Source organism: Rhodococcus sp. MurmanLake-1 (genome assembly GCF_056945715.1).
Map to the genome: position 1 here is coordinate 152,943 of NZ_JBWZNF010000005.1, position 23,044 is coordinate 175,986.

Sequence of the window (23,044 nt, forward strand, 5' to 3'; positions counted from 1 at the left end):
GCGCTTCCGGTTAGACGTCACGAACGCCGAAACGGGCGCCACACCTTCGAAAGGTGTGGCGCCCGTTTTGCTGTCTCGGGGAATGCGTGCGATCAGTAGTCGCGAACCTTCAGGCCTGGATTGGCGGCGAGGATGTCGTTGATCGGCGTCGCGTACTGCGTCGGTGCTTCTTGTCCGAACAACGTCTCGGCCTGAGCGATCTCGCACAGGGGAGAGGTGGCGACGTTGGACGCACTCGTGATGCCCACTGCCAACGTTCCGGAGACGATGGGGCCACCGCTGTCACCCTGCAGGACGCAGATGTTGGTGGTGAAGCCGTTGTCGAGGGTGTGATCCAAGACCTTGGCGACGCGGTTGACGCCGGTGACGACGCCGCAGCTGAAGCCGGTGGTCGATCCCGCCTTGCAGACCGGGGCGCCCACAATGGGATCGGCGGTACCGGTGATGTTGACCGAACGGTTGAACGGGACCCGCACGCTGTTGTTCTCGAAGCGGTACTTCGCGTTGTCGTCGATGTTGATGATCGAGTAGTCACGCCCGTCGAAGCTGCTCTTGGCGAAGTATCCGACGCGGGGCCCGGTCTGGTTGTTCACCATCGGGAAGACCTGGCTGGAGTTCGAGGTGCCGGCAGCGGCACGGTTGGGATCGCAGTGACCGGCGCTGATGTTGACCGTGCGTCCTGAACCGTCGGTGCCGTTGAAGCCGAATGAACAACGCAGTCCGGTGTTACCGGAGGTTGCGCCGAAGGCGTCTCCGCCCAGTGCAGCGTCGCCGGTTGCGGATCCGGTTGCGGGAATGAGGTCCGCGACGATCGGGGGAACCAGTAGCGGAGCAGCGGTGTGGACGACGGTCCGCTTCAGGAACTCAGGCAATTCGATGCCGGCGGCAGGATCGGCGGTGAGGGCGACTCCGTTGCCGACCACGTCGACGGCGATGCCACGCACGAGGTCTGCGACCTCGGTAGGCTGCGAATCGAGCCAGGTGTTGAGTGCCGAGAGTTGACCTTGCAGAGCCTGCTCGCTCTGCGCGACGTCCTTGACCTCGAAGCCGGCCTTCTCGGCGGCCTCGCGGGCAGCATCCTTGTCGCGACCGTCAGCGAGAGCGACGATGCCCTTGCCGAGGTCGTCGAGCCACACGCCGGCAAAAGAGTCGGGAAACTGGACGCGCGCGATGGCGGCGAACTCTGCGAGCTTCTGCGCGAGTTCGGAACGCGAGACGAACTGGTCGGGCGTCAGCGCCAAGTCGTGCTGTAGGGCTTCGGCGAGTTCGACGGGCAGATGGGCTGCCTGATCGGATACACCGGGTTCATTCGGTTCTGCGTTCGCGACCGCGGTAATCGGTCCGAGGAGCAGCAGCGCGGCCGAACCGAACACTGCGGCGCGACGTGCGATGGAGCTTCGCATGTGGGCCTTTCCACTTCGTTGACCGCGTACCACCCCCCTGGGAGCACACGGATACGGCTCACGGACTTGTGGTGAGCCGATCACAGTCGACCATGACTATATGGGTTCGAACGCGCTATTCCCACCCGTTACATGAGCAAACAGCGCTGACCCCGACCGACAACAGCACTGTGCCCGCCGATCAGAACAGATCGGCGGGCACAGTGCGTGAATCAGGCGTTGGTCAACCCGCAGTGCGAACGCGGATTCCGGAACCGACACCGCCGCCGGATGCGCGATCTGCAGCGTCGAGGATGTCTCCGACCGGGATACCCAGATTCGAGGTTCCACCGGAGGTCGCGAGTACCAGGTTCGCTTCGTTGCAACTGGGTGCGCCGCTGCTGTTGGAACCGCTGGTGATGCCCAGCGCCAGGGTTCCTGAGACGATGGCGCCGCCACTGTCCCCGGCGAGGGTGCACGCGGTACCGGCGAACCCGCGGACGGTTCGTGAATCGCCGTCAGCCATGACCAGTTGTGTTTCGACGCGATCGGCTGCCACGACGCCACAGGTGAAGGACGACGTCTGACCCGACTTGCAGATGGGAGCGCCGATCACGGGACGTGCTGTTCCGGTGATCGCGAGGGTGGTCCCGTTGGCACCGCGGACGGCAGCGCGGTCGAGGCCCGCGTCGATGCCCGACTGGTCGAACTTGATGACCGAGTAATCGAGATCACCGGCGTTGTTGCCGACGGAAGACTGTGAGAACGCGCCGATCAACTGACTGTCGTCGACGTTCGCGTGATTCGGCAGGTAGACCGGCGACTTCGAGCCCTCGGCCGGATTGCAGTGTCCGGCACTGATATTGAGTGCATTGTTCTGATCGTCGACGGCGTTGAACCCGAACGAGCAGACCGAGATGTTCTCGGTCGGCGTCTCGCGAATGGGTCCCGTCGACGTGATGTAGGTGTCGCCGCCGAGCGCTCCGGGATCAACCGATCCGCCACCGTCCGGGCTGAGAACGATCTTGGTGTTCTCGAGCAGGGTCGGAAGATTGAGTGCCTGCCCGACGGGGCTGTTCGCAACGTCGATGACGACCTGATTGTTCAAGACGTCGATGGTCGCCGAATTGACTGCGCGTGATATTTCCTTGGGCAGCCCGGCGATCCATCCGTTTACGTCGGCCAGCGTCTTCTCGAGGGTGTCGGCGGAGACGGGGGCGACGTGGGTGCGGTATCCGTCGTCGGCCGCGATTCGAGCAGCTTCGGTGGTGGTGACGGCTACGACGGGTTGACCGTCGAGTCCCATCCACGATCCGGCGTAGTCGCCGGGGCGCTCGGACTTGAATTCCTGGGCGTACGCGCCGAGTTCCTGAGCTTTGGCAGCGCGGTCGAGATACTCCTGTGGGGAGATCTTCAGATCGCGTGTGATCGCCTCGACCAGCTCAGCCGGAAGCTGGTCGGCTTCGAGCTGTTCGACATGCGTGTCGGAGGCGGGCTCTGCCGATGCCGTCGTGGTGAATGGAGCTGCGAGCAGTAGTGCCGAGGCGCCGACCACAGCGGTGCGGATCGCCAACGAGTTACGCATGAAATCCCTTCAAGTCCCCGGCACCGAGCCGGTAGGTACCGCACCCACCATAGGGGAAAAGTTTCGACGAGGAATATGCGCCTCCTGTCTGGCTGTTCAATCTTTCTGTCTAACTTGGCATTCCGGGTCTCGGGGCCAATGGCATGACGGGCATGTCGGGATTCGGCACCACCGGATCGGTTGTGTCGGTCGGGTTGGAGGGCTGCGTCGGCGTTGTCTGTGTATCAGTGGGGTCGGTCACGGCGGGAGTGTCCGGGGTAGCCGGATCGACCGGATTCAGCGGTCCGACGACCGGCGGCAGGTTCTCGATCCGAAGGGGGTCGAGCTGGATGGTGATCGGCGATCCCTGTTGCGCGGGGACGTTCGCCGTAGTGGATTTCTCGGTACCGGTGCCCGGACTCGCCGGGATGGGCTGGGATTCGGATGAGGTCGATTCCGCGTCGGATGACCACGACTGCGCCGTCGGCTGCGCGCCGAGAGCGGGTACTTCCGACGGGAGCGAGGTCGCTGAGTGCGAAACCGTGCCGGGCTGACTCGCCGCAGTGGCGGGCGTGGTGCCGGTGGGCAGGGGAGATTGTGCGTCGAGAATCCCGGGCGCTGAAATGGTCGGAGTGTGTCCGATGATGACCGCGGCCGCGCACCCCGACACCGTCAGAAAGACTGCGGCGGCGGCTGCGGCGATGATCGGTCGGCGCTCCGATCGCCACTGACGATTCAGCCAACCGTCGACGCTCGGTGCTTTCGTGCCCGGTACTTCCACGCCGGATTCCGGCTCCGGTTCGATCAGGACGAACGGCGGAAACTCCTCGATGGTGTCCTCTGGCTCGGCAAGATCGGTTGGCTCGGGTTCGGAACAGGTAGAGGTGATCGAGTAAGGCGCGGCCAACGCTGCGGCTCCGCGGGCTGCACTGTCGTCGGCATCCGGATCCGCGAGCCAGGCCGCAGAGGCTTTCTCTTCCGGAATCAGTTCGGCTTTCTCTTCCGGAATCAGTTCGACGCCGTCGAGATCCATGCTGTCGAGTGCGCCGCGCAGTGCGTCGACGGAATCGCTCGACCAACCTGCCGGGATCACCGCAGAGATGTTCAGGTTCTGATCAGTGAGTGTTCGGACCTCCTTGACCAGGCAATACATTGCTGTCGCTACGAGTTCCTCTCCTCGCGTCATGTGCTCGGAGAAGTTGTCGGTATCGTCAGTTCCGACCCTGTCGAGGAACCCGCGCAAGCCGGTTGACCCCAACGCGGTTTCACCTAGCTGCACGGTGCCGTCAGGAGCGTGGTGCAGCACCGATTCGCGTTCGAGGATCACTGGTTCCGAGTCGGGTTTCGCGATCGCAGCAATGCTTCGTTTATTGCCGACGGCGAGTTCGACTCCCCACTTCATAGCGATCCCCGTTTCGCAGTTACCGAACTTTGCTCGGCATGCATGTCCTGATTCCTGTGAAAACTATCACTTAAACGGATATACGCAACCCTCCGGACAATATGCAGCTAACTATTTGTTCGGCGGTGTCATGCTGCGAAGGATGGTGAGTAGTTCCGAACGAGACTGCGCCCCGACGCGCCGCTTGATGCGTGCGACATGGTGCTCGACGGTTTTTGCGGAGATGTAGAGGCGTTCGCCGATTTCCCGATAGGTCAGGCCGACGACGACGAGTTCGGCAACTTCTTGTTCGCGCTCGGTCAGTACCGACGGTGGTGCCGCGCTGTCGGTCGAATCGGTTGCATTGGTCTCGGCCGTCGACGTTGTGCGTAGCGAGCGCGCAACGTGGAGCAATGCGGTGGCCGATTTGGTGTCCGGTGTGCGCAATGCTGCTTCGCCCGCCAAGCGGGCCGCGTCCCAGGGCAGCCCGATGCGGTTGAGCGTTCGCGCTGCAGCTTCCACGTCGTCTGCGTCGACGCTGCCCTGCATGAGTAGAAGCCACTGGCGTCCGGCGGTCGCCAAACCGGCTGCGTAAGTGTGGGTTTTGGCTGATTCCGCGAGTGTATGGGCGTGTGGAAGGAGATCGGCCGGTGACTGCGAGAGGATCGACGCCTGGACGCCGTACCAATGCAGCGGCGAAGACCACAGCGGAGGCTCGCCGAGTGCTCGGAGGAGCGTGCGTGCGTCGTCGACCAGATGCTCGACCTGCTCGGCCTCGTCGAGTCGTACTGCCGCAAGCCACAGTTCGCCGATGGGAAGCAAATTGAAGAGATCCACGCTGCAGGACGAGAGGGTGCCGGCTGCGCCCGACCAGGCGCGCCGCAGCTGGGCGAGATCGCCGGAGCGTCGAGCGAGACCCACGATCATGGCATGCAGAAACAGTGCGTCACGCTCACGGAGGGGGCCGCGGACTACCTCCTCCGGTAGATCTTCGACAGCAGTGTCGTGCCCACGGGTCATCGCGATCCACGCGTCGAGAAGGTGAAGCCGCGCCCACGTGTGACTGCTTGCGTCGTCGGCGGCGATCGCGGCCGCGACGACAGCGGCGGCCCGTTCATGGGCGCCGTTGTGCAGGAGTGCAAGAGCTACCAGCGCCGGGGCGGAATCAGGCTGGAATTCAGATGTGCCGGAGCCGCCGGGGAGCGAAAGTGCGCGCGACATCGTGTTGAGCGCACTCGGTGCACTCCCCGTGACCGATTGCATCAGTCCATTGGCCAGTGTGGCAGCGCCGACCGTGGAGCTCGACGGTGATCCAGTATGCCCGGCGAGCGCCGCGTTCGCGTCGTCGACGTTGCCGATGCCGAGGAAGGTGATTGCGGCGAAGGGGGATTCGGTTTCGGTGCGCCCTGGCCCGAGCCAGGTGTAGAGATCTGCGGCGGCGCGGAGTTGGCCGCATGCTGCGGACGAAGCTGCGCGGATTCGCACCGCCGCAGCCAGTCTCGCGTTGTCGAGATCGGGTTCGGCGATGACGGAATCGGCCAGGCGGCAGGCAGTGTCGAGGTCACCACTCCGAGCCGAAACCTGGGCGTACAGCAGCGTGTCCGCCACGCCGAGAGGCTCGATCGAATTCACACGACGAAAAAGATCTGCCGCGACCGTCGGCGTGCTCGCGTCGACTGCGTCTCGTAGTACAGCCGTGAGATCGCGGTGGCGGATGCCGGAGTCGAAAAGTCTTCGTGCTGTATCGATATCGAGGGTTCTCGCGTTCGCTCGTGATTCGACGATTCTGATCAGCTCGCTGCGGATACGTCCTGTGCTGGTCGACTCTGCCACAACGCTCGCGACGAGAGGTGATCGCGAACCGAACAGTCCGGTGGCAAGTGCTCGGTCGAATGCCGCTGTGAGGCTGAACTTCTCCTGTCCCAGATCGAGCTCGAAAGCGTCGATGTCCGGGACGGCGAATGAAACCTCGATGATCTCACGCTCGATCGGATGCAGAGCGGTGACCTGATGGAGGATGTGTGTGCGTACGGCTGTCGCCATTTCCGGGCGGCCCGCCGAGGCGGCGGCGAAATACGCTTCGACGGCCCCGAAGGAACCACCGGCCAGATGCTCGAGCGTCAGCACGGCACGATCGTCGAGCGGAACTCTTCGCTCCGCGGCGATCTTCCGAATATCTGACCGGTTCAACGGGTTCAGATGTAGGACGGTACCGAAACTCGAGATGTTCGAGTAGATCGGTGCGAGTGGAGGATCGATCCGATCGGAGGCGATGACAACTCCGAGGTCGTCACGTTGAACCAGTTCGTTCAGGGCACGGATTTCATCGGAGGTCAGAGCCTGTGCGTCTGCGATCACCACAATCGCATCGGCCGGGGCGTCATGCGTGACGACGGTGACCACAGGTCTGTCACCAGATTCGATCCTCTTGCGCACCGCCCTCGTCACTTGGGGCCGAGCGCTGGCGTCGGTCCCGGTGACGAACAGGCGCAGTGGCGATGCAGTCAGGTCGATGCCGCGCAAAAGTCCTGCAATGTAAGACGATTCGGTGCCGCTGTCACGGTTCATCGAAAGTCTGCCGGTCAGCGGATCGGCGCGGTGACGCCGCCGACGACACCACCGACCACGTTTCCGACACCACCGACGACGTTACCGAGACCTCCGACCACGCCGCCGACACCGTCCCCGACGCCGTCGACCAAACCGCCGACACCGTTGCCGATGCCGGTCGCAGCATCACCGATACCGGTTCCGACGCCTGCTCCGGGCGCGGGCGCCGGTGCCGGGGCGGGAGCCGGTGCGGGCGCCGGGGCGCCGGGTGCGGCAGGTGCAGGCGCCGACTGGGCGGTCTCACCTGGTGCGGGAGCAGATCCAGCTGGTGCGCCGGCAACCGGAACTGCCCCTGGTACCGTCGTCGAACCGCCTGCGGCAGCAGGAGAGCCGGGCTGATTGTTCTGAGTAACGTTGTTCGCAGTCGTGGATCCGGTGCCTGCTGCTTCGGCTGCCGTGGTGCTGCCGGGGGTAGAGCCCGGCGTGGTCGAAGCGGTGGACGAGGTGGACTCACTGGTGGTGTCCGCCGAACTGGACGGAACGTTGATCTTGTCCATGGCCGTTCCGATTCCGAGTCCGCCTGCGGCGAGCACGATGAACGCTCCTACCACCGCAGCAACGACGCCCACCCTCGACGAGCGTCGAGTCGCCGTGTTCTCTTCCTCTGTCGGCTCGGCAAGCAACGGAGTGGAGAAGGCAGGAACCGGTGCGGGCTTGCGCGACGGCTCGGCGGGAATCACTGCAGTGGCGGCGGCCGGCACGTGCGAGTCTCGGGCGTCGAGGGCGAGTGCCGCGGCGCCGGACGCCGCGCACGACGCGGGATCGGCGTCGGCGATCACCGGAACACGAAGCTCCGCGGACAGTAGTTCGGCGACAAGGGGAATGGACGAGCTTCCGCCGGCCAGAACAACCTGATTGACATCACTGGACTCGACGCCGGCAGATCGCAGGCTTTCGCGAACCAAGGCCACCGATTCGGTGAGGGCTGGCCTGATCAGATCCTCGAGCTCGGAACGAACCAGTCGAATGTCGCTGACGGCGCCGGGAAGCGTCACGCGAGCAACGGTTTCCGTCTCGGTGGAAAGTTCCTCCTTGGCTGCGCGGGCTTGCTCGCGCAGAGTTTCCAGCGCTGCAATCGTCTCGGGAGCAAAGGGATCAAGGGCTGCGAAGTGGTCGGAAACCGCATCGAGCAGGTGCACGGTGACGAGGTGATCGAATTCGTCGCCGCCGATGTCCTCGCTGCGCAGTGGCTTTCCGAAGATCTCGCTTCGTCCGCCGGTCGTGGACATCATCGTGACGTCGAGCGAGCGAGCGCCGAGGTCGTAGACGACGGTCAGACCGTCGTTGGCAGCGTTTCCGGAAGCGGCGAGCCACGCCATGACGGCCGCGGGTTCGGCGACGAGAGTAGCCCCGTGAACCCCGGCGTCGTCCAGCGCGGACTCCATGGTGCGTGCTGTGTGACGATTCCACCCCACCGGGTGAGCCAGGACAACAGTTGGACCTTCTTCGCCGCCAGCCTGGCCGACGAGCGCGCCTACCGCTGTCGCTGCGAGAGCCTCGCCGCGGTACTCGGTACCGTCGGCGGCAAGTATCGGGATCGGGTCTCCGACGCGCTCGACAAATCCGGTGATGACGGTTCCGTCGTCCAATTGCAGCGCACTGGGTAAGCGGACCTGTTGCGTTTCACCGGTCGAGCCGTCGGTGACAGCTACGAGAGTGGCCGAACCGATGCTGATGCCGAGCCCTGCCGCCATGAACGAACTCCCCTGGTCGTGGGCGACAGAAGGACTGTCGCGGTTGTCTGCGATGTCGGTTTCAGGACCTAGATCGTTACCGGATCGGAGGCGTCGCGGCGAAGTAGGGGACCGATCCCCTAATCGGAGCAAATCCCCCTATTCCGAGCGGGCGTACCCCGTAGGGGGCTTCCCCGTCTGTCCACGCAGAAGAGGGGGGTGCTCCCCGTTGGCCCCAGTCGCAAAAGTTCTTAGCGTTGATTCCACTCGCTACCTCTGGCAGCGCACCAGTTTCCGGATCACCGGCAACAACCCACCGGCAACAACCCGGTCAACGAACTTCAGGAGAACCCGCCATGGCAACGAACGCCGTACTCGAATTCATCCTCGGGCTACTTCGTGACGACGAGGCAGCTGCCAACTACTGCGCCAACCCGACCGCGGCACTCAACGCTGCCGGTCTGTGCGACGTCAGCCCCGCCGACATCGTCGCCGTCGCTCCGCTGGTTGCCGAGTCCGGACTGTTTGCCGGTGGCGGCGCCGACCTGTCCGCGATCGTCAACGCCGGCGCGTCCGCTGCGGGTGCCATCGGCGGCGGTCTCGGAATCGGTGGTGGTCTCACCGGTGGACTAGGTGGCGGCCTCGGCGGCAGCCTGGGTCTCGGTGCCGGTGCAGGCCTCGGAGTCGGAGGCGCCCTCGGCGGCCAGTTCGACCTGGTCGGCGACTTCGCAGCAGCCCTCAGCGCTGCGCTTGCCATCGGCGGCGAGATCAGTGCCGACCTCGGCGCAGCCTTCGGCGCCGTCATCGAAGCCGGCCTGGGCCTCGGAGGTGCACTCGATCTCGAAGGAGCTCTCGATCTGGGCGCACAGCTCAGCGCGGCTCTGGGCGGCGCCCTCGGAGTGACCGGCGGTCTGACCGCGGAACTGGGCGCAGCCCTCGACGCCGCCATCGGTGTGGTCGGCGGACTCGACCTGACGGCGGGGCTCAGCGGAGCCCTCGCACCGGTCTTTGCCATCGGTGGCGACCTCGGAGCCGACCTCGGACTGGCTCTCGGTGGACTCCTCGGCGGCGCAGCAGACCTCAGCGGACTCCTCGACATCGGCGGCGAACTGGGCGCGAGCCTGACCGGCGCACTGGAATCCGCCCTTGCACTGGGCGGCGGCCTCGATCTGGCCGGCGCTCTGACGGGCGACCTCAGCACGGCGTTGTCCGGCGCGCTCTCCGGTGTCCTGGGAGCCGGCGGCACGATCGGCGCCGATCTGGGTGCATCACTCGGCGGCGTCCTCGGAGCGATCACGGATGTCAGCGTTCTCACCGATATCGCGGGCGGCCTCGATCTCGGTGCAGCCCTGAGCGGCGCACTCGGCGGCGCACTCGGCGTCGGCGGCGGCTTGGAAACTGCACTCGGCGGCGCACTCGACGCAGCACTGGGCCTCGGCGGAGGACTCGACCTCGACGCCGTACTCGGCGGGGGTGCAGACCTGGGCGCGCAGCTCAGCGCGGCACTCTCCGGCGCCCTCGGTGTCGGCGGAACGGTCGGAGCCGACCTGGGCGGCGCACTCGGTGGACTGCTCGGGGGAGCACTCGACCTCGAAGGCGGTCTCGGCGCAGACCTCGCAGCGGCTCTGGGCGGCGGTGCGAATCTGTCGACGGCTCTCGAAGGTGTCCTCGGTTCGGCGCTCGGCGTCGATGCCGGGCTGGCGGGCGGTCTCGGCGGCGCACTCGACGCAGCGCTGGGCGCAGGCGGACTTACCGGAATCGACCTCGGTGGTGCACTCGGCCTGGGCGGCGAAGCAGGCTTGGCAGCCGGTGTGGCTGCGGCTCTCGACACCGCTCTCGCAGGTGCAGGCGGCTTGGGTGCTGTCGGTTCGGTGGGCACGGACCTCACCGGCGCGCTGGATGGTGCGCTGGGCGCCGGCCTCGGGCTGGGGGGCTCTCTCGACAGCGTTCTCGGTGCCGAAGGCGCACTCGGTGGAGCGCTGGACACGGCACTGAACCTCGGCGGAATCGACACCGGTTCGATCGGCGCCGACCTGCCCTCCGTCGACCTCGGCGCAGTGAACCTTGGCCCGATCTCCGCTGAACTGCCTTCCGTCGACCTCGGAAGCATCGCGGCAGACGGCCTGAACCTCGGCGGTGTGACCGGCGACCTCGGAGCAACGGTGGGCGGTGCTCTGGACGCAACAGCAGGTCTCGACGCAACAGCAGGTCTCGACGCCGCCACGAACGCTGCGGCCGGTTTGGGTGGGTCGCTCGGCGGAGCACTGAACGGCGTCACCGATCTCGGTGGATCGCTCGGCGGGGCTGTCGGAGCAGTCACCGACGTGACAGGTTCGATCGGTGCCGACGCAGCCGCGGCTGCCGGTGGCACCGTCGACGGTGGCGGTACCGTTGGCGGCGGCGGAGTCGCTGACCTGGGTGGATCCCTCGGTGGAGCAGTCAGCGGCGTGTCCGACCTGACAAGTTCCTTGACGGGTGCGCTGAACCCGTGGTCGTCGATCGATGCGACCGACGCTTTCGGTGCGGGCTCCGATTCGGGACTGAGCGCCGATACCGGACACTCGCTCTTCGCCGAGGATTCGGTTGCAGCACCGGTCGATCACATCGACCCGGTTGCGGTTGTCGATCACCTGCATCCCTGATCTGCTGACGCAGGAACTGAAATCGGTCAAAATGACCTGATGTAACAAATCCGGCCCTGCGTGCGCTATGCGTTCGCAGGGCCGGATATTCGAGTCGGGAAGAATTGCGGGTCAACGTAGCTCATGAGTGATTCAGCGAGTCAGGTAAGCAGTCGGAAGGCGCGCGTCGCGTCGTCGACGGCGTCGTTGCTCGAACGAACAGCCGTCGTGGCGAAGGATTTCGGGCGCACGGATCTGGTGCGCCGACTCGAGAATGCTCAGGTCAGAGTCAATGATCCGCGTATTCGTATCGTGGTGGTCGGTCCCCTCAAACAGGGCAAGAGCCAGTTCGTCAATTCTCTGCTCGGCATCGACGTGTGTTCGGTCGGTGACGACGAGACCACTGCCGTGGCGACGGTCGTGCAGTACGCGGAGACCGCGGTCGCCGAATTGATTCTCGCCGATCCGGGTGCGGCGCCCATCCGGGTGCCCCTCCCGCTCGAAGAACTGATGGGGATCACCCCGGCCACGCCGCGCGCCGAAGGGCGTGAAGTTCTGCGTGTGGAAGTGGGTGTTCCCAGTCCGCTGTTGGCCGACGGTTTGGTTCTGATCGACACCCCCGGTGTCGGTGGTCATGGAAATCCGCATGCTGCAGGAACATTGGGATTGATCACTGCGGCCGATGCCGTGTTGGTTCTGTCGGACTCCAGTCAGGAGTTCACCGAACCCGAGCTGGGATTCATCCGCCAGGTCGTCAATCTGTGTCCTGCGGTGGCCGGTCTGATCAGCAAGACCGATCTGTACCCGCACTGGCGACAGATCCTCGACGCCGATCGCGGACATCTCCAGCGCGCCGGGTTGGACCTGCCGCTCATTCCGATCTCCTCGGTACTGCGGTCGCACGCACTGAGGCTGGGGGACAAGGAACTCGAGGCGGAATCCGGATTTCTGGACCTCTATCAGTTCCTGCGGGACAACGTGGTTGCGCGTGCCGAGTCGAACACGCGACGCGCAGTTGCGATGGACGTGCGTTCCTCGGCAGCACATCTGACGTTGGAGATGGGCAGTGAGCTTGCGGCGCTGAAGGATCCGTCCACCGCTCAAGCGGCGGTCGCCGGCCTGCAGCGTGCCCGGGCAGCGGCCGAGGAACTGCACAAGAAGACCTCGCTCTGGCAACAGAGCCTCGGCGACGGCATTGCAGACCTCGCCGCCGACATCGATCACGACCTCCGGGACCGGTTGCGCCGAGTCACCCGCCAGGCCGAGGAGACGGTCGACGAAGGCGATCCAGGTAAGGACTGGGACGTAGTGGGGGAGTGGCTCGAACAGGAGATCGCCACCGCTATCGGTGACAACTTCGTGTGGGCTCACGATCGAGCTCAATGGTTGGCAGAAGTTGTGGCGCAGCACTTTGCGGAGACCGGCGACGTCGCGCTCCCGCATCTCGACGTCGCCGACACCGACGGTTTCCTGGAACCGGTTGGCGCGTTGTCGGACCTCGAATCCGGCCGTATCGGCATCACTCAGAAGGTCCTTGTCGGCATGCGCGGCTCGTACGGCGGCGTCTTGATGTTCGGCTTGATCACCACGATGATGGGCATGGCACTGGTCAACCCGATCTCCATCGGAGCCGGGGTTCTGCTGGGCACCAAGGCTTATCGCGAAGACAAACAAGCACAGGTGCTCAAGCGTCGGGCCGAGGCGAAAGCGGCTATCCGACGGTTCGCCGACGACGTCAGCTTCCAGGTGGGCAAGGAGTCGAAGGACCGCCTCCGCCTGGTGCAGCGGCTCCTGCGGGATCACTTCACCGACATCGCCGAGCAGGCGCTGCGCTCGATCAACGAATCCCTCCGCGCCACGCAGGAAGCTGCGCAGTTGGAGTCGAGCGAACACGCCGCTCGTATCAAGCGTCTGGAGACCGACATGCGCGTCGTCGCAGAGCTTGACACCGTTGCCGGAAAGCTGATCGGCGAAACTCCGGCTCCTGCTTCGGCAAAGGTGAGCAACGCATGAGTGCCACGACCGCCGTGACCGCTGTGGAGTCGGCACATGCTCTGATCGACCAGGCCAGACGGGTCTACGCGGACCAGCCGCAGACGCGAGCCCAGTTGGACGAATGCGCTGCCCGACTCGGCGAGCCACTCCGGGTGGCGCTCGCCGGCTCCCTCAAGGCGGGGAAGTCGACGCTGCTCAATTCGCTTGTCGGACAGGATATAGCGCCTACCGACGCGACGGAGTGCACGCGCGTCGTCACCTGGTATCGGAACGGGACAACGCCCCAGGTGACTGCGACGGCCGAGAACGGTGCCGAGTTCAACGTGCCGGTGACGCGCCGCGACGGCAGGCTCACGTTCGATCTGGGGGAGTACACCGCAGACTCGGTGGACCGCATCGACGTCGACTGGCCGTCTTCGGCATTGGCTCGTACAACGATCATCGACACCCCAGGTACGTCGTCGCTCTCGACCGAGGTTTCGGCCCGAACCTGGGACATGCTGGTTCCCGATGGTGGTGCGCCCGGCGCGGACGCGGTGGTCTACCTGCTGCGCGCCCTGAACGCCAGTGACATGCAGTTCCTCGGGAAGATCGCTGATCATGTCGGCGGAGAATCCGGCCCGCTCGGAGTGATCGGTGTTCTCTCGCGTGCCGACGAGGTCGGCGCAGGCAGGCTCGACGCGTTGTCTTCGGCGAAGGACGTCGCGGCACGATTTGCCGAGGAATTGGAGCGAACCGGCCTGTGCCAGTCGGTGGTTCCCGTGGCAGGTCTGCTGGCACTCGCCGCACGGACGATGCGGCAGAGCGAGTTCGCTGCCTTCTCGGCGCTCGCGCAGGTTCCATCCGAGGATCTGAGCCTGGCCTTGCTCTCCGCGGATCGTTTTGCCAGGCAGGACAGTCCGCTCCCGGTCGACGCGGCGATGCGGGCGCAATTGGCCGATCGGTTCGGGCTCTTCGGAATTCGCCTCGCCGTGACGTCGATCAAGCTGGGGGCCACTGATTCACCGTCTCTGGCCGCGGAATTGCTGGAGCGAAGCGGACTGGACGAACTTCGTCAGGTGATCGACGTTCAGTTCGGGCAGCGCGCGGATCAACTGAAATCGCACACCGCGCTGGTGACGTTGGGCCGAATCCTCGAAGCCGATCCGAGTGAGGAAGGCGATCAGATCGCGGCGGAGGCACAACGGTTGCTCGCCGACGTTCACGGTTTCCACGAACTTCGCCTGCTCGGGCGACTTCGTTCGGTACACACAGATCTGCCACCCGACGACCTGGCACAACTGCAAAGGCTGATCGGTGGCTACGGAATCCGGGCCAGTGACCGGTTGGGCTGCGAACCGGAAGAATCGCCGGAGGTGCAGCGTGCGCGGGCTACCGCGGCTGTCCGGCGATGGCGCGAGTTGTCCAGGCATCCGCTCTTCGACAGGTTCACCTCCCGCGCCTGCCTGGTTGCTGCCCGCAGCGCCGAGGGCGTCTTGGCTGAAATTGTGCCCGAATAGGGACCCGTTCACTGTGCGAGCGCTTGGAGAGGGTTCTATCTTGAGTTCGGGATGACCCGGACATAACTCCCAGGTTCGGGTCCCACCTCGATGGGAGCACGCGCATGGCGAGTGACATCAAGTCCGCTTCACCGGATCGAGCCACCCTCGTCCTGGGGACGCTCATCCTGGTCGCTGCGGTCGCGAATCTCAATCTCTCGGTCGCGAATGTCGCGCTGCCGGACATCGGGCGGGCCTTCGACGCCAGCCAGACGCAACTGAACCTGATCGCGGTCGGGTACTCGTTGGGCCTGGCCGGAACGGTGCTCTACCTTGGGGCGTTGGGAGACCGATACGGCCGCAAGATGCTGCTGGTCACCGGCATGGCGCTGTCTATTCCGGCGTCGATCGTGGCTGGATTCGCCGGGAACTTCGAAGTGCTGTTCCTTGCTCGGATAGTCGGAGGCGTCTCGGCAGGTCTTGCATTCCCGACCACGCTGGCGATCATCACGGCGCTGTGGGCCGGACCGGCACGGACCAAGGCGATTGCCATGTGGTCCGCAATCGGTGGCGCGATTTCAGCACTCGGTCCGATCGTCTCGGGGGCGCTGCTCGAGCAGTTTCACTGGGGTTCGGTCTTCTTCGTCACCCTTCCGTTGGCTCTCGTGGCACTGATCTGTTCGCTGGTGTTGGTGCCCGCGCACGTCAACGAGACGACCGAGCGAGTTGATCACCTCGGCGGCATAGTGTCGATCGTCTTCATCGGGGCGCTGGTGCTGTCCATCAACTTTGCGCCGGTAAAGGGTTCGGGCACGTTGGCTCTGGTGCTCGGGGCGATAGCGGTCGTCGCGGGTATCGGGTTCTTCCTGCAACAGCGACGCGCGGTCAATCCGCTGTTCGATCTTCACGTAGCTGCGCGCCCGACCTTCTGGGTCGCGGCGGTGGGCGGGTTGGTCGTGTTCGGTTCGCTCATGGGCGCGATGTTCATCGGCCAGCAGTTCCTGCAGAACGTCCTCGGCTACTCGACGCTGGCAGCCGGTGCGGCCATCATTCCGGCTGCGCTGGCGATGGTGATCGTTGCGCCGCGCTCGGCGACCATGATCGAAAGGTACGGCGCCCGCGTCACGCTGCTCTCCGGCTACCTGTTCGTGGTTCTCGGGTTGTTTGTCGCGCTTTTCCTGTGGAACGAAAGCACACAGTATTGGCAGGTCGCGCTGGCCTATGCGCTTGTCGGGATCGGGGTCGGCCTGGCAGGCACACCGGCATCGCGTTCGCTGACCGGATCCGTTCCCGTGCACCGCGCTGGTATGGCGTCGGGAACCTCGGACCTGCAACGCGACCTGGGCGGCGCCATCATGCAGTCGATTCTCGGCGGAATACTCACGGCCGGGTACGCAAAATCGTTGGGGAATGCGATCTCGTCCTCGCCGAACGCATCCGAGGTGACTCCCGAAACTCAGGCCGCGCTCACCAAATCTTTCTCCAGCGCCGAAGTTCTCGCGGAACGCTACCCGCAATACGCGGACCAAATCATGACCGCCGCCAAAAGCGCCTTCCTGGACGGGGATACAAACGCCTACATCGCGGCGATCATCATCGTGTGTGCCGGTGCCGCGGTGGTGACGTTCTTCTATCCGCGCCGCGAGCGCGAACGTGTCCTGCTGGCGCAGTACGCGGCAGAATCCGATCTCGCCGCGGAGAAGAGTTGAGCGCGCTCTGGTACTGATGAAGGATGCCACAGCTACTTCACATCGATTCGTCTGCCGAACTCCACAACTCGACCTCTCGTGATCTCACCGCCCTGTTCGCTCAGCAGTGGTCGAACAACAGTCCGGATCACACGACGGTGACGGTGGACCTGCACCGGGATCCCTTGCCGCACCTCGCGGACGCGGCCTTGCACTATGCACCACGCTTGCGGGTCGAGGGAGAGATTCCGGATCCCGCCGCGGAAGCACTACAGGCTCGGGTTATCGAGCAACTTACCGCTGCAGACGTAGTCGTGATCGGCGCGCCGATGTACAACTGGTCGATCCCGTCCACGTTGAAGGCGTGGATAGATTACGTGCACGTCCTGGGGACTACGGTGCCTTTCGACACGCGCACTCAGCCGCTCGCAGGTAAGCCCGTGGTGATCGTGTCCAGCCGTGGGAACACCTATGCGCCGGGCTCGGGGAACGAGGCCAACGATCACACCGTCCCGCCACTCGTTCAGGTGCTCGGGGTGTCGATGGGAATGGATGTCTCCGTCATCACCGCGGAACTGACTTTGGCGCAGCGTATTCCGGCGATGGCACCGCTGATCGAGCAGGGTGACGCGAGCCTGCGTGCTGCCCGGGAGTCGTTGACCGAGCTGGCCCGTACCTTGGGGGCCTGATCAGGAAGTTCGACCAGGTTCAGGTGAGAAGCGAGATCATCGACGCCACGTCTGACGGTTCTACGTCGTAACCCGGGAAGTAGCAGCACACTTCGTCGGCATGCTCGCCGAACCGCCGCCGAATCTCGGCAGCACACTCTTCGGGGGTGCCGACGACGGCGAGTGTTGTCAGCATCGGATCGGTGATCAGTGATGCCATGTCGGCGTAACCACCTCGCTTCGACAGGGCATTGAGTTCCGGTTGGACCTCGCCCCACCCTTCGACGTCGAGCACCGGACGGTATGCGGGCGTCGAACCGTAGAACGAGAGCAGGGCTCGAACGCCTCGGGCGGCCGCGGCAAGTTGATCGTCGCCGCGGCCGACGCCGACGATGACCTGCGGGATGATCGTGAATTCGTCTCGGGTGCGGCCGGATTCACGGAGGCCGGCATCGACGGCCGGAAGTGTGCGTTCGAGGAAATGGCGTTGCGTGTGGAACGGCATGACCAGTAGTCCGTCGGCCACCTCCGCCGCCGTCCGGGTCATCACCGGTCCGAGCGCACCCATCAGGATGGGCGGCGGTCCATAGGGATTGGGGCCTGGATCGAACGTCGGGGGCATCAGAGTGTGGGTGAAGAACTCGCCGCGGAAGTTCAGCGTCGAGGTGTTCTCCCACGCCGTGAAGATCGCCTTGACCGCTGCGACCGTCTCCTTCATGCGGGCCGCTGGACGCGACCACGTTGCGCTGTAGCGTTTTTCGATGTGCGGTTTGATCTGCGATCCGAGACCGAGGCGAAAGTGGCCGCGACTGAGCAACTGTAGGTCGTTGGCCGAATGCGCCAGATGCATGGGACTGCGGGGGAATGCGATGGCGACGTTGGTCATCAGGTCGAGGTCGACGGCCGATGCCGCTTCGACGAGCGGGAAGAACACGTCGTGTGGTCCCTCGAAGGTGAACAGGCCACCGGCGCCGGTGTCCGCGAGTTCACGGCTGCGAGCAGCGCCCGCGCCCGGCGCGGAGTCGAGTTGTACGTGAACCTTCATCGGCGTACTCGCAGCCAGGTGCTGACACCGGGAGCAAACGGAGCGATCGCCGCCACTGCTACAAGGACGCAGTAGAGAATCGGACCCCATCTCAGAACTCCGGCGCCGATATCCGCGGCGCCGTCGACCAGAGACATGAAGCCGAGTCCGGCCGCGATGCTGAGGGCTCCGACGATCGCCGTCATCACCCGCCCGGCGTTCTTGCGGGCACGGAGGAGTTGAAGGCTCATGAGTGCGAGCAGGATCAGGACGAGAGCGCCGCCGCCACTGCCGGCCAGGACGACCGTCACGGCATCGGAGATGTCGGTGGACGAGTATCCGGGATTGTCGCGCGCAGTCGATTCTTCGAGGGCTGACCGGACGTCGTCGAGGCTGGTGACTACCACTCCGGCGATACCGGCCAGGACGACGAACGAGCCGATCCAGGCAGAGGTGGACAAGGTCACGGCCTTGGGTATCTCGTCGTTCGCTGCAGGTCGGAGCGGCCGAACCGAGACGTCGGGTCGCTCGGGTGCCGGGCGCGCCGGCGCCGGTCGAGCAGGTCGAACGGGAGAATTGTCGGGATCGGTCACCGGCCGATCGTAGCCATTCGGAGAGATTCGGACGTGATGTGGCGCACTTTTTCGGCTTTTCGGGGAAGGCGGGAACAAATCTACGTGGGCTGTAGTTGACCATTTCGACAAGCTTGAGCGCCCTCGGCTCAACTTCAAGTTGACTCCCGGCCACGGTCGGAGGCAAACTTGAGCGGAGGACGCTCACCAAGCGAAAAACTCGCGGTCATGTTCGAGATCAACCACTCGGGCAGAGAACCGCAGAACGAAAGGTAGGAACACTATGGCTCGTGCAGTCGGTATCGATCTCGGTACGACCAACTCGGTAGTTGCAGTGCTGGAGGGCGGCGAGCCCGTAGTGGTCGCCAACGCCGAAGGCTCACGTACCACCCCCTCGGTGGTCGCATTTGCCAAGAACGGCGAGGTTCTCGTCGGTCAGCCCGCGAAGAACCAGGCAGTCACGAACGTCGACCGCACCCTCCGCTCCGTCAAGCGCCACATCGGCACTGACTGGAACGTGGAAATCGACGGCAAGAAGTACACGCCGCAGGAAATCAGCGCCCGCACGCTCATGAAGCTCAAGCGTGACGCGGAGGCTTACCTCGGCGAAGACATCACCGACGCCGTCATCACCGTCCCCGCATACTTCGAGGACGCACAGCGTCAGGCAACCAAGGAAGCCGGCCAGATCGCCGGCCTCAACGTCCTTCGTATCGTCAACGAGCCCACCGCGGCTGCACTGGCATACGGACTGGACAAGGGTGACACCGAGCAGACCATTCTGGTCTTCGACCTCGGTGGCGGCACCTTCGACGTCTCCCTGCTCGAAATCGGCGACGGCGTCGTCGAGGTTCGCGCAACCTCCGGTGACAACCACCTCGGTGGCGACGACTGGGACGAGCGCGTCGTCGCTTGGCTGGTCGACAAGTTCAAGGCTCAGAACGGCATCGATCTGACCAAGGACAAGATGGCCCTGCAGCGTCTGCGTGAGGCTGCGGAGAAGGCGAAGATCGAGCTCTCCAGCTCGCAGAGCACCTCCATCAACCTCCCGTACATCACGGTCGACGCGGACAAGAACCCGCTCTTCCTGGACGAGCAGCTCTCCCGCAGCGAGTTCCAGAAGATCACCTCGGACCTGCTCGATCGCACCCGTGCGCCGTTCCAGGCAGTGATCAAGGACAGCGGAATCGCCGTCAAGGACATCGACCATGTCGTGCTCGTCGGTGGCTCCACCCGTATGCCGGCAGTCTCCGATCTGGTTCGTGAACTGACCGGTGGCCGTGAGCCCAACAAGGGTGTCAACCCGGACGAGGTCGTCGCAGTCGGCGCCGCACTCCAGGCCGGCGTGCTCAAGGGCGAGGTCAAGGACGTTCTGCTCCTCGACGTCACGCCGCTTTCCCTCGGTATCGAAACCAAGGGTGGCGTGATGACCAAGCTCATCGAGCGCAACACCACCATCCCCACGAAGCGTTCCGAGACCTTCACCACCGCTGACGACAATCAGCCTTCGGTGCAGATCCAGGTCTTCCAGGGTGAGCGCGAAATCGCTTCGCACAACAAGCTGCTCGGCTCCTTCGAGCTCACCGATCTGCCGCCCGCCCCGCGTGGCGTTCCGCAGATCGAGGTCACCTTCGACATCGACGCCAACGGCATCGTGCACGTGACGGCGAAGGACAAGGGCACCGGCAAGGAAAACACGATCAAGATCCAGGACGGCTCCGGTCTGTCCAAGGAAGAGATCGAGCGCATGGTCAAGGACGCCGAGGCTCACGCCGAGGAAGACAAGGCCCGTCGCGAAGAGGCAGAGGTCCGCAACCAGGCCGAGTCGCTGGTCCACCAGACGGAGAAGTTCGTCAAGGAGCAGCGTGAAGGTGAGAACGCGGGCAAGGTCTCCGAGGAGATCCTGACCAAGGTCGAGGCAGCGGTCAAGGACGTCAACGACGCCCTGGCAGGCACCGACATCGCTGCAGTGAAGACCGCAGTGGAGAAGCTGGGCACCGAGTCGCAGGCTCTGGGCCAGGCCATCTACGAGGCTTCCGCTGCAAACGAGGCCGGAAACACCGACGGCGCAGGCAATGACGACGACGTCGTCGACGCCGAGGTTGTCGACGAGCCCACCGACTCGGACAAGAAGTGACCTCGGACAACTCCGAGAACAACCCGGTCGACCCCGAGACCGGTGCACAGGGAGAGGCGGCGGGGGAATCCCTGCCGCCGCTCGACTCGGAAGACACAGGGGTAGTTCAGGAAGCAGAGTCGATCGTGGAGGAAGCATCCGCCACCGATCAGCTCGCCGAACGAACTGCGGATCTGCAGCGACTTCAGGCGGAGTTCACCAACTACCGTCGTCGCGTCGAGCGTGACAAGCAGGTCATCAAGGAAACCGCGCGAGCTTCGGTCATCACCGAACTCATCGGAATCCTCGACGACCTGGATCGCGCTCGGGCACACGGTGACCTCGAATCAGGTCCACTGCGTGCACTCGCGGACAAGCTCAACACGACCCTGACGGGTCTGGGTTTGACCGACTTCGGTAACGAGGGCGACGATTTCGATCCCGCACTTCACGAAGCGGTGCAGCATGAAGGCGAAGGCCACGACCCCGTACTCGGGACGGTCATGCGCAAGGGTTACAAGCTCGGCGACCGGGTCCTTCGGACCGCAATGGTGGCCGTGACGGACCGGGTAGGCGACAAGCCTGCAGACGGTTCAGAACAAGAAGCGAAGTAAGAGTGAGAGGAGGAGACGCCCAGTGAGTCAACGGGAGTGGATCGAGAAGGACTTCTACAAGGAGCTGGGCGTCTCGTCCACCGCGACGGCCGACGAAATCAAGAAGGCGTATCGCAAGCTGGCCCGGGATCTTCATCCCGACGCCAACCCTGACGATGCGAAGGCCGAAGAGCGTTTCAAGTCCGTCAGTGAAGCTCATGCCGTTCTGTCTGATCCGGACAAGCGCAAGGAGTACGACGAGGCCAGGCGTCTCTTTGCCAGCGGAGGCTTCGGTCCCCGTGCGCAAGGTGGCGGTGGATTCAACCCCGGCGCTGGTGGTTTCGACATCAACGACCTGTTCGGCGGCGGTGCCGGCGGGCAGGACTCGGGTCTCGGAGACATCTTCGGCGGATTGTTCAATCGCGGGGGAGCGGGCCAGCGCACCGCTGCGCCCAACCGCCCGCGTCGAGGCAAGGACCTCGAGACCGAGACGACGCTCGCCTTCCGCGAAGCGGCGCTCGGTGTCACCGTCCCACTTCGTCTGACCAGCCCGACGTCGTGCACCACGTGTCACGGCAGCGGCGCAAAGCCGGGCACCAGCCCGCGAGTGTGCCCGCATTGCAACGGAACCGGCGTGGTCAGCCGCAACCAGGGCGCATTCGGATTCAGTGAGCCGTGTGACGACTGCCGGGGAACCGGCTCGATCATCGACTCGCCTTGCGAGGACTGCCACGGTAGCGGCGTCACCAACCGGACACGGACCATCACGGTTCGCGTGCCGGCAGGCGTGAGCGACGGTCAGAAAATCAGACTCAAGGGCAAGGGCGAAGCGGGTCTCCGCGGAGCTCCGGCGGGTGACCTGTTCGTCAACATCCGCGTCAAGCCGGACAATGTCTTCGGCCGTAACGGCGACGATCTGACGCTGACGGTTCCGGTGAGCTACGGCGAACTGGTGCTCGGGACGACGCTGTCCGTGCCGACCCTGGACGGCCGTGTCGGAGTGAAGGTTCCGGCCGGAACGGTGGACGGACGCATTCTGCGAGTTCGCGGACGCGGCATCCCCAAGCGTCCCGAGGGGGCAGGCGACCTTCTGGTCACCGTCAAGGTATCCGTCCCGCAGAAGTTGGACGACCCGGCGATCGAAGCGCTGAAGACCTATCTCGAAGCCGAGAAGGCGAGCGGGTTCGATCCACGGGCCGGGTGGGCCGGTGCATGATGACCGAACGACCGCAGAATCAATGGGATGCGACGGTCGATCCTGACGCCCAGATCTTCGTGATCTCGGTGGCAGCCGAGTTGGCCGGAATGCATGCGCAGACCTTGCGTAACTACGATCGACTCGGTTTGGTCACCCCTCACCGAACCACTGGTGGCGGACGACGCTACTCCCCGCGTGATGTTGCGCTTCTGCGTGAAGTGCAACGGCTTTCGCAGGACGAGGGCGTCAACCTCGCCGGAATCAAACGGATCATCGAACTGACCAACCAGGTCGAGGCTCTGCAGCATCGCGTCCGCGAACTGGCCGAGGAAATCGCGAAAGTCCATGCGGGCTATCGCCGGGACCTCGTTCCGATCCCACGCAACAACGCGTTGGTGGTTTGGAAGCCACGAAACCAGCGATAGTTCAGACCTTTACGCAAACGGCTCCACGCCCTGCTCGGATTCACCTCATCGAATCC

16 protein-coding genes are annotated in these 23,044 nt (G+C 64.5%); 9 read left to right on the top strand and 7 right to left on the bottom strand.

The features are described 5' to 3' along the window. Positions 1–92: 92 nt before the first annotated feature. The 5 genes from AC2ETI_RS15990 to AC2ETI_RS16010 all read right to left on the bottom strand — a co-directional run bounded on the left by AC2ETI_RS15990 (position 93) and on the right by AC2ETI_RS16010 (position 8,631). Entirely contained in the window at positions 93–1,403 is a 1,311-nt protein-coding gene (locus AC2ETI_RS15990; protein ID WP_483634117.1) for a S1 family peptidase, read from the bottom strand. 223 nt (positions 1,404–1,626) lie between these two features. After that, entirely contained in the window at positions 1,627–2,967 is a 1,341-nt protein-coding gene (locus AC2ETI_RS15995; RefSeq protein ID WP_019749373.1) for a S1 family peptidase, read from the bottom strand. A 109-nt stretch (positions 2,968–3,076) separates the two neighbouring features. Next, positions 3,077–4,348, bottom strand: a complete 1,272-nt coding sequence (locus tag AC2ETI_RS16000; RefSeq protein WP_483634118.1) for a hypothetical protein — start codon at positions 4,346–4,348, stop codon at positions 3,077–3,079. Between the two features lie 111 nt (positions 4,349–4,459). Then, positions 4,460–6,895: a LuxR C-terminal-related transcriptional regulator gene (locus tag AC2ETI_RS16005; protein WP_021333823.1), complete on the bottom strand. Its 2,436-nt coding sequence runs from the start codon at positions 6,893–6,895 to the stop codon at positions 4,460–4,462. A gap of 14 nt (positions 6,896–6,909) precedes the next feature. Continuing rightward, positions 6,910–8,631 carry an Hsp70 family protein gene (locus AC2ETI_RS16010; protein ID WP_483634119.1) on the bottom strand — a complete coding sequence of 574 codons (1,722 nt, stop codon included), beginning with the start codon at positions 8,629–8,631 and terminating at the stop codon, positions 6,910–6,912. A 335-nt stretch (positions 8,632–8,966) separates the two neighbouring features. Here AC2ETI_RS16010 and AC2ETI_RS16015 point away from each other — a divergent pair, with 335 nt between their 5' ends. From AC2ETI_RS16015 to AC2ETI_RS16035, 5 genes are all read left to right on the top strand, one after another. Further along, positions 8,967–11,252 carry an IniB N-terminal domain-containing protein gene (locus AC2ETI_RS16015; protein WP_483634120.1) on the top strand — a complete coding sequence of 762 codons (2,286 nt, stop codon included), beginning with the start codon at positions 8,967–8,969 and terminating at the stop codon, positions 11,250–11,252. A gap of 123 nt (positions 11,253–11,375) precedes the next feature. Beyond that, entirely contained in the window at positions 11,376–13,244 is a 1,869-nt protein-coding gene (locus AC2ETI_RS16020; protein WP_019749378.1) for a dynamin family protein, read from the top strand. Next, on the top strand, positions 13,241–14,725 hold the full coding sequence (locus AC2ETI_RS16025; RefSeq protein WP_141487635.1) for a dynamin family protein: 1,485 nt from the start codon (positions 13,241–13,243) through the stop codon (positions 14,723–14,725). Before AC2ETI_RS16020 ends, AC2ETI_RS16025 begins: the two co-directional genes overlap by 4 nt. A gap of 104 nt (positions 14,726–14,829) precedes the next feature. Continuing rightward, positions 14,830–16,413: an MFS transporter gene (locus tag AC2ETI_RS16030; RefSeq protein WP_020968776.1), complete on the top strand. Its 1,584-nt coding sequence runs from the start codon at positions 14,830–14,832 to the stop codon at positions 16,411–16,413. A 23-nt stretch (positions 16,414–16,436) separates the two neighbouring features. After that, entirely contained in the window at positions 16,437–17,081 is a 645-nt protein-coding gene (locus AC2ETI_RS16035) for an FMN-dependent NADH-azoreductase (protein ID WP_019749381.1), read from the top strand. Between the two features lie 19 nt (positions 17,082–17,100). Here AC2ETI_RS16035 and AC2ETI_RS16040 read toward each other — a convergent pair whose 3' ends face one another. Further along, entirely contained in the window at positions 17,101–18,105 is a 1,005-nt protein-coding gene (locus AC2ETI_RS16040) for a TIGR03617 family F420-dependent LLM class oxidoreductase (protein ID WP_021334267.1), read from the bottom strand. Next, on the bottom strand, positions 18,102–18,677 hold the full coding sequence (locus AC2ETI_RS16045; protein WP_021343221.1) for a hypothetical protein: 576 nt from the start codon (positions 18,675–18,677) through the stop codon (positions 18,102–18,104). The genes AC2ETI_RS16040 and AC2ETI_RS16045 overlap by 4 nt, the downstream gene beginning before the upstream one ends. A 262-nt stretch (positions 18,678–18,939) precedes the next feature. On the opposite strand from AC2ETI_RS16045, the gene dnaK reads away from it, so the two are divergent. The 4 genes from dnaK to AC2ETI_RS16065 are packed head-to-tail and all read left to right on the top strand — an operon-like array spanning position 18,940 to position 22,988. Beyond that, the gene (gene dnaK / locus AC2ETI_RS16050) at positions 18,940–20,793 is read left to right on the top strand and encodes a molecular chaperone DnaK (RefSeq protein ID WP_019749384.1); all 1,854 of its coding nucleotides are present in this window, start codon (positions 18,940–18,942) and stop codon (positions 20,791–20,793) included. Beyond that, positions 20,790–21,386, top strand: a complete 597-nt coding sequence (gene grpE, locus AC2ETI_RS16055) for a nucleotide exchange factor GrpE (protein WP_019749385.1) — start codon at positions 20,790–20,792, stop codon at positions 21,384–21,386. Before dnaK ends, grpE begins: the two co-directional genes overlap by 4 nt. Positions 21,387–21,408: 22 nt before the next feature. Next, entirely contained in the window at positions 21,409–22,581 is a 1,173-nt protein-coding gene (dnaJ, locus tag AC2ETI_RS16060) for a molecular chaperone DnaJ (RefSeq protein ID WP_019749386.1), read from the top strand. Then, the gene (locus AC2ETI_RS16065; protein ID WP_003944355.1) at positions 22,578–22,988 is read left to right on the top strand and encodes a heat shock protein transcriptional repressor HspR; all 411 of its coding nucleotides are present in this window, start codon (positions 22,578–22,580) and stop codon (positions 22,986–22,988) included. The genes dnaJ and AC2ETI_RS16065 overlap by 4 nt, the downstream gene beginning before the upstream one ends. Positions 22,989–23,044: the final 56 nt, after the last annotated feature.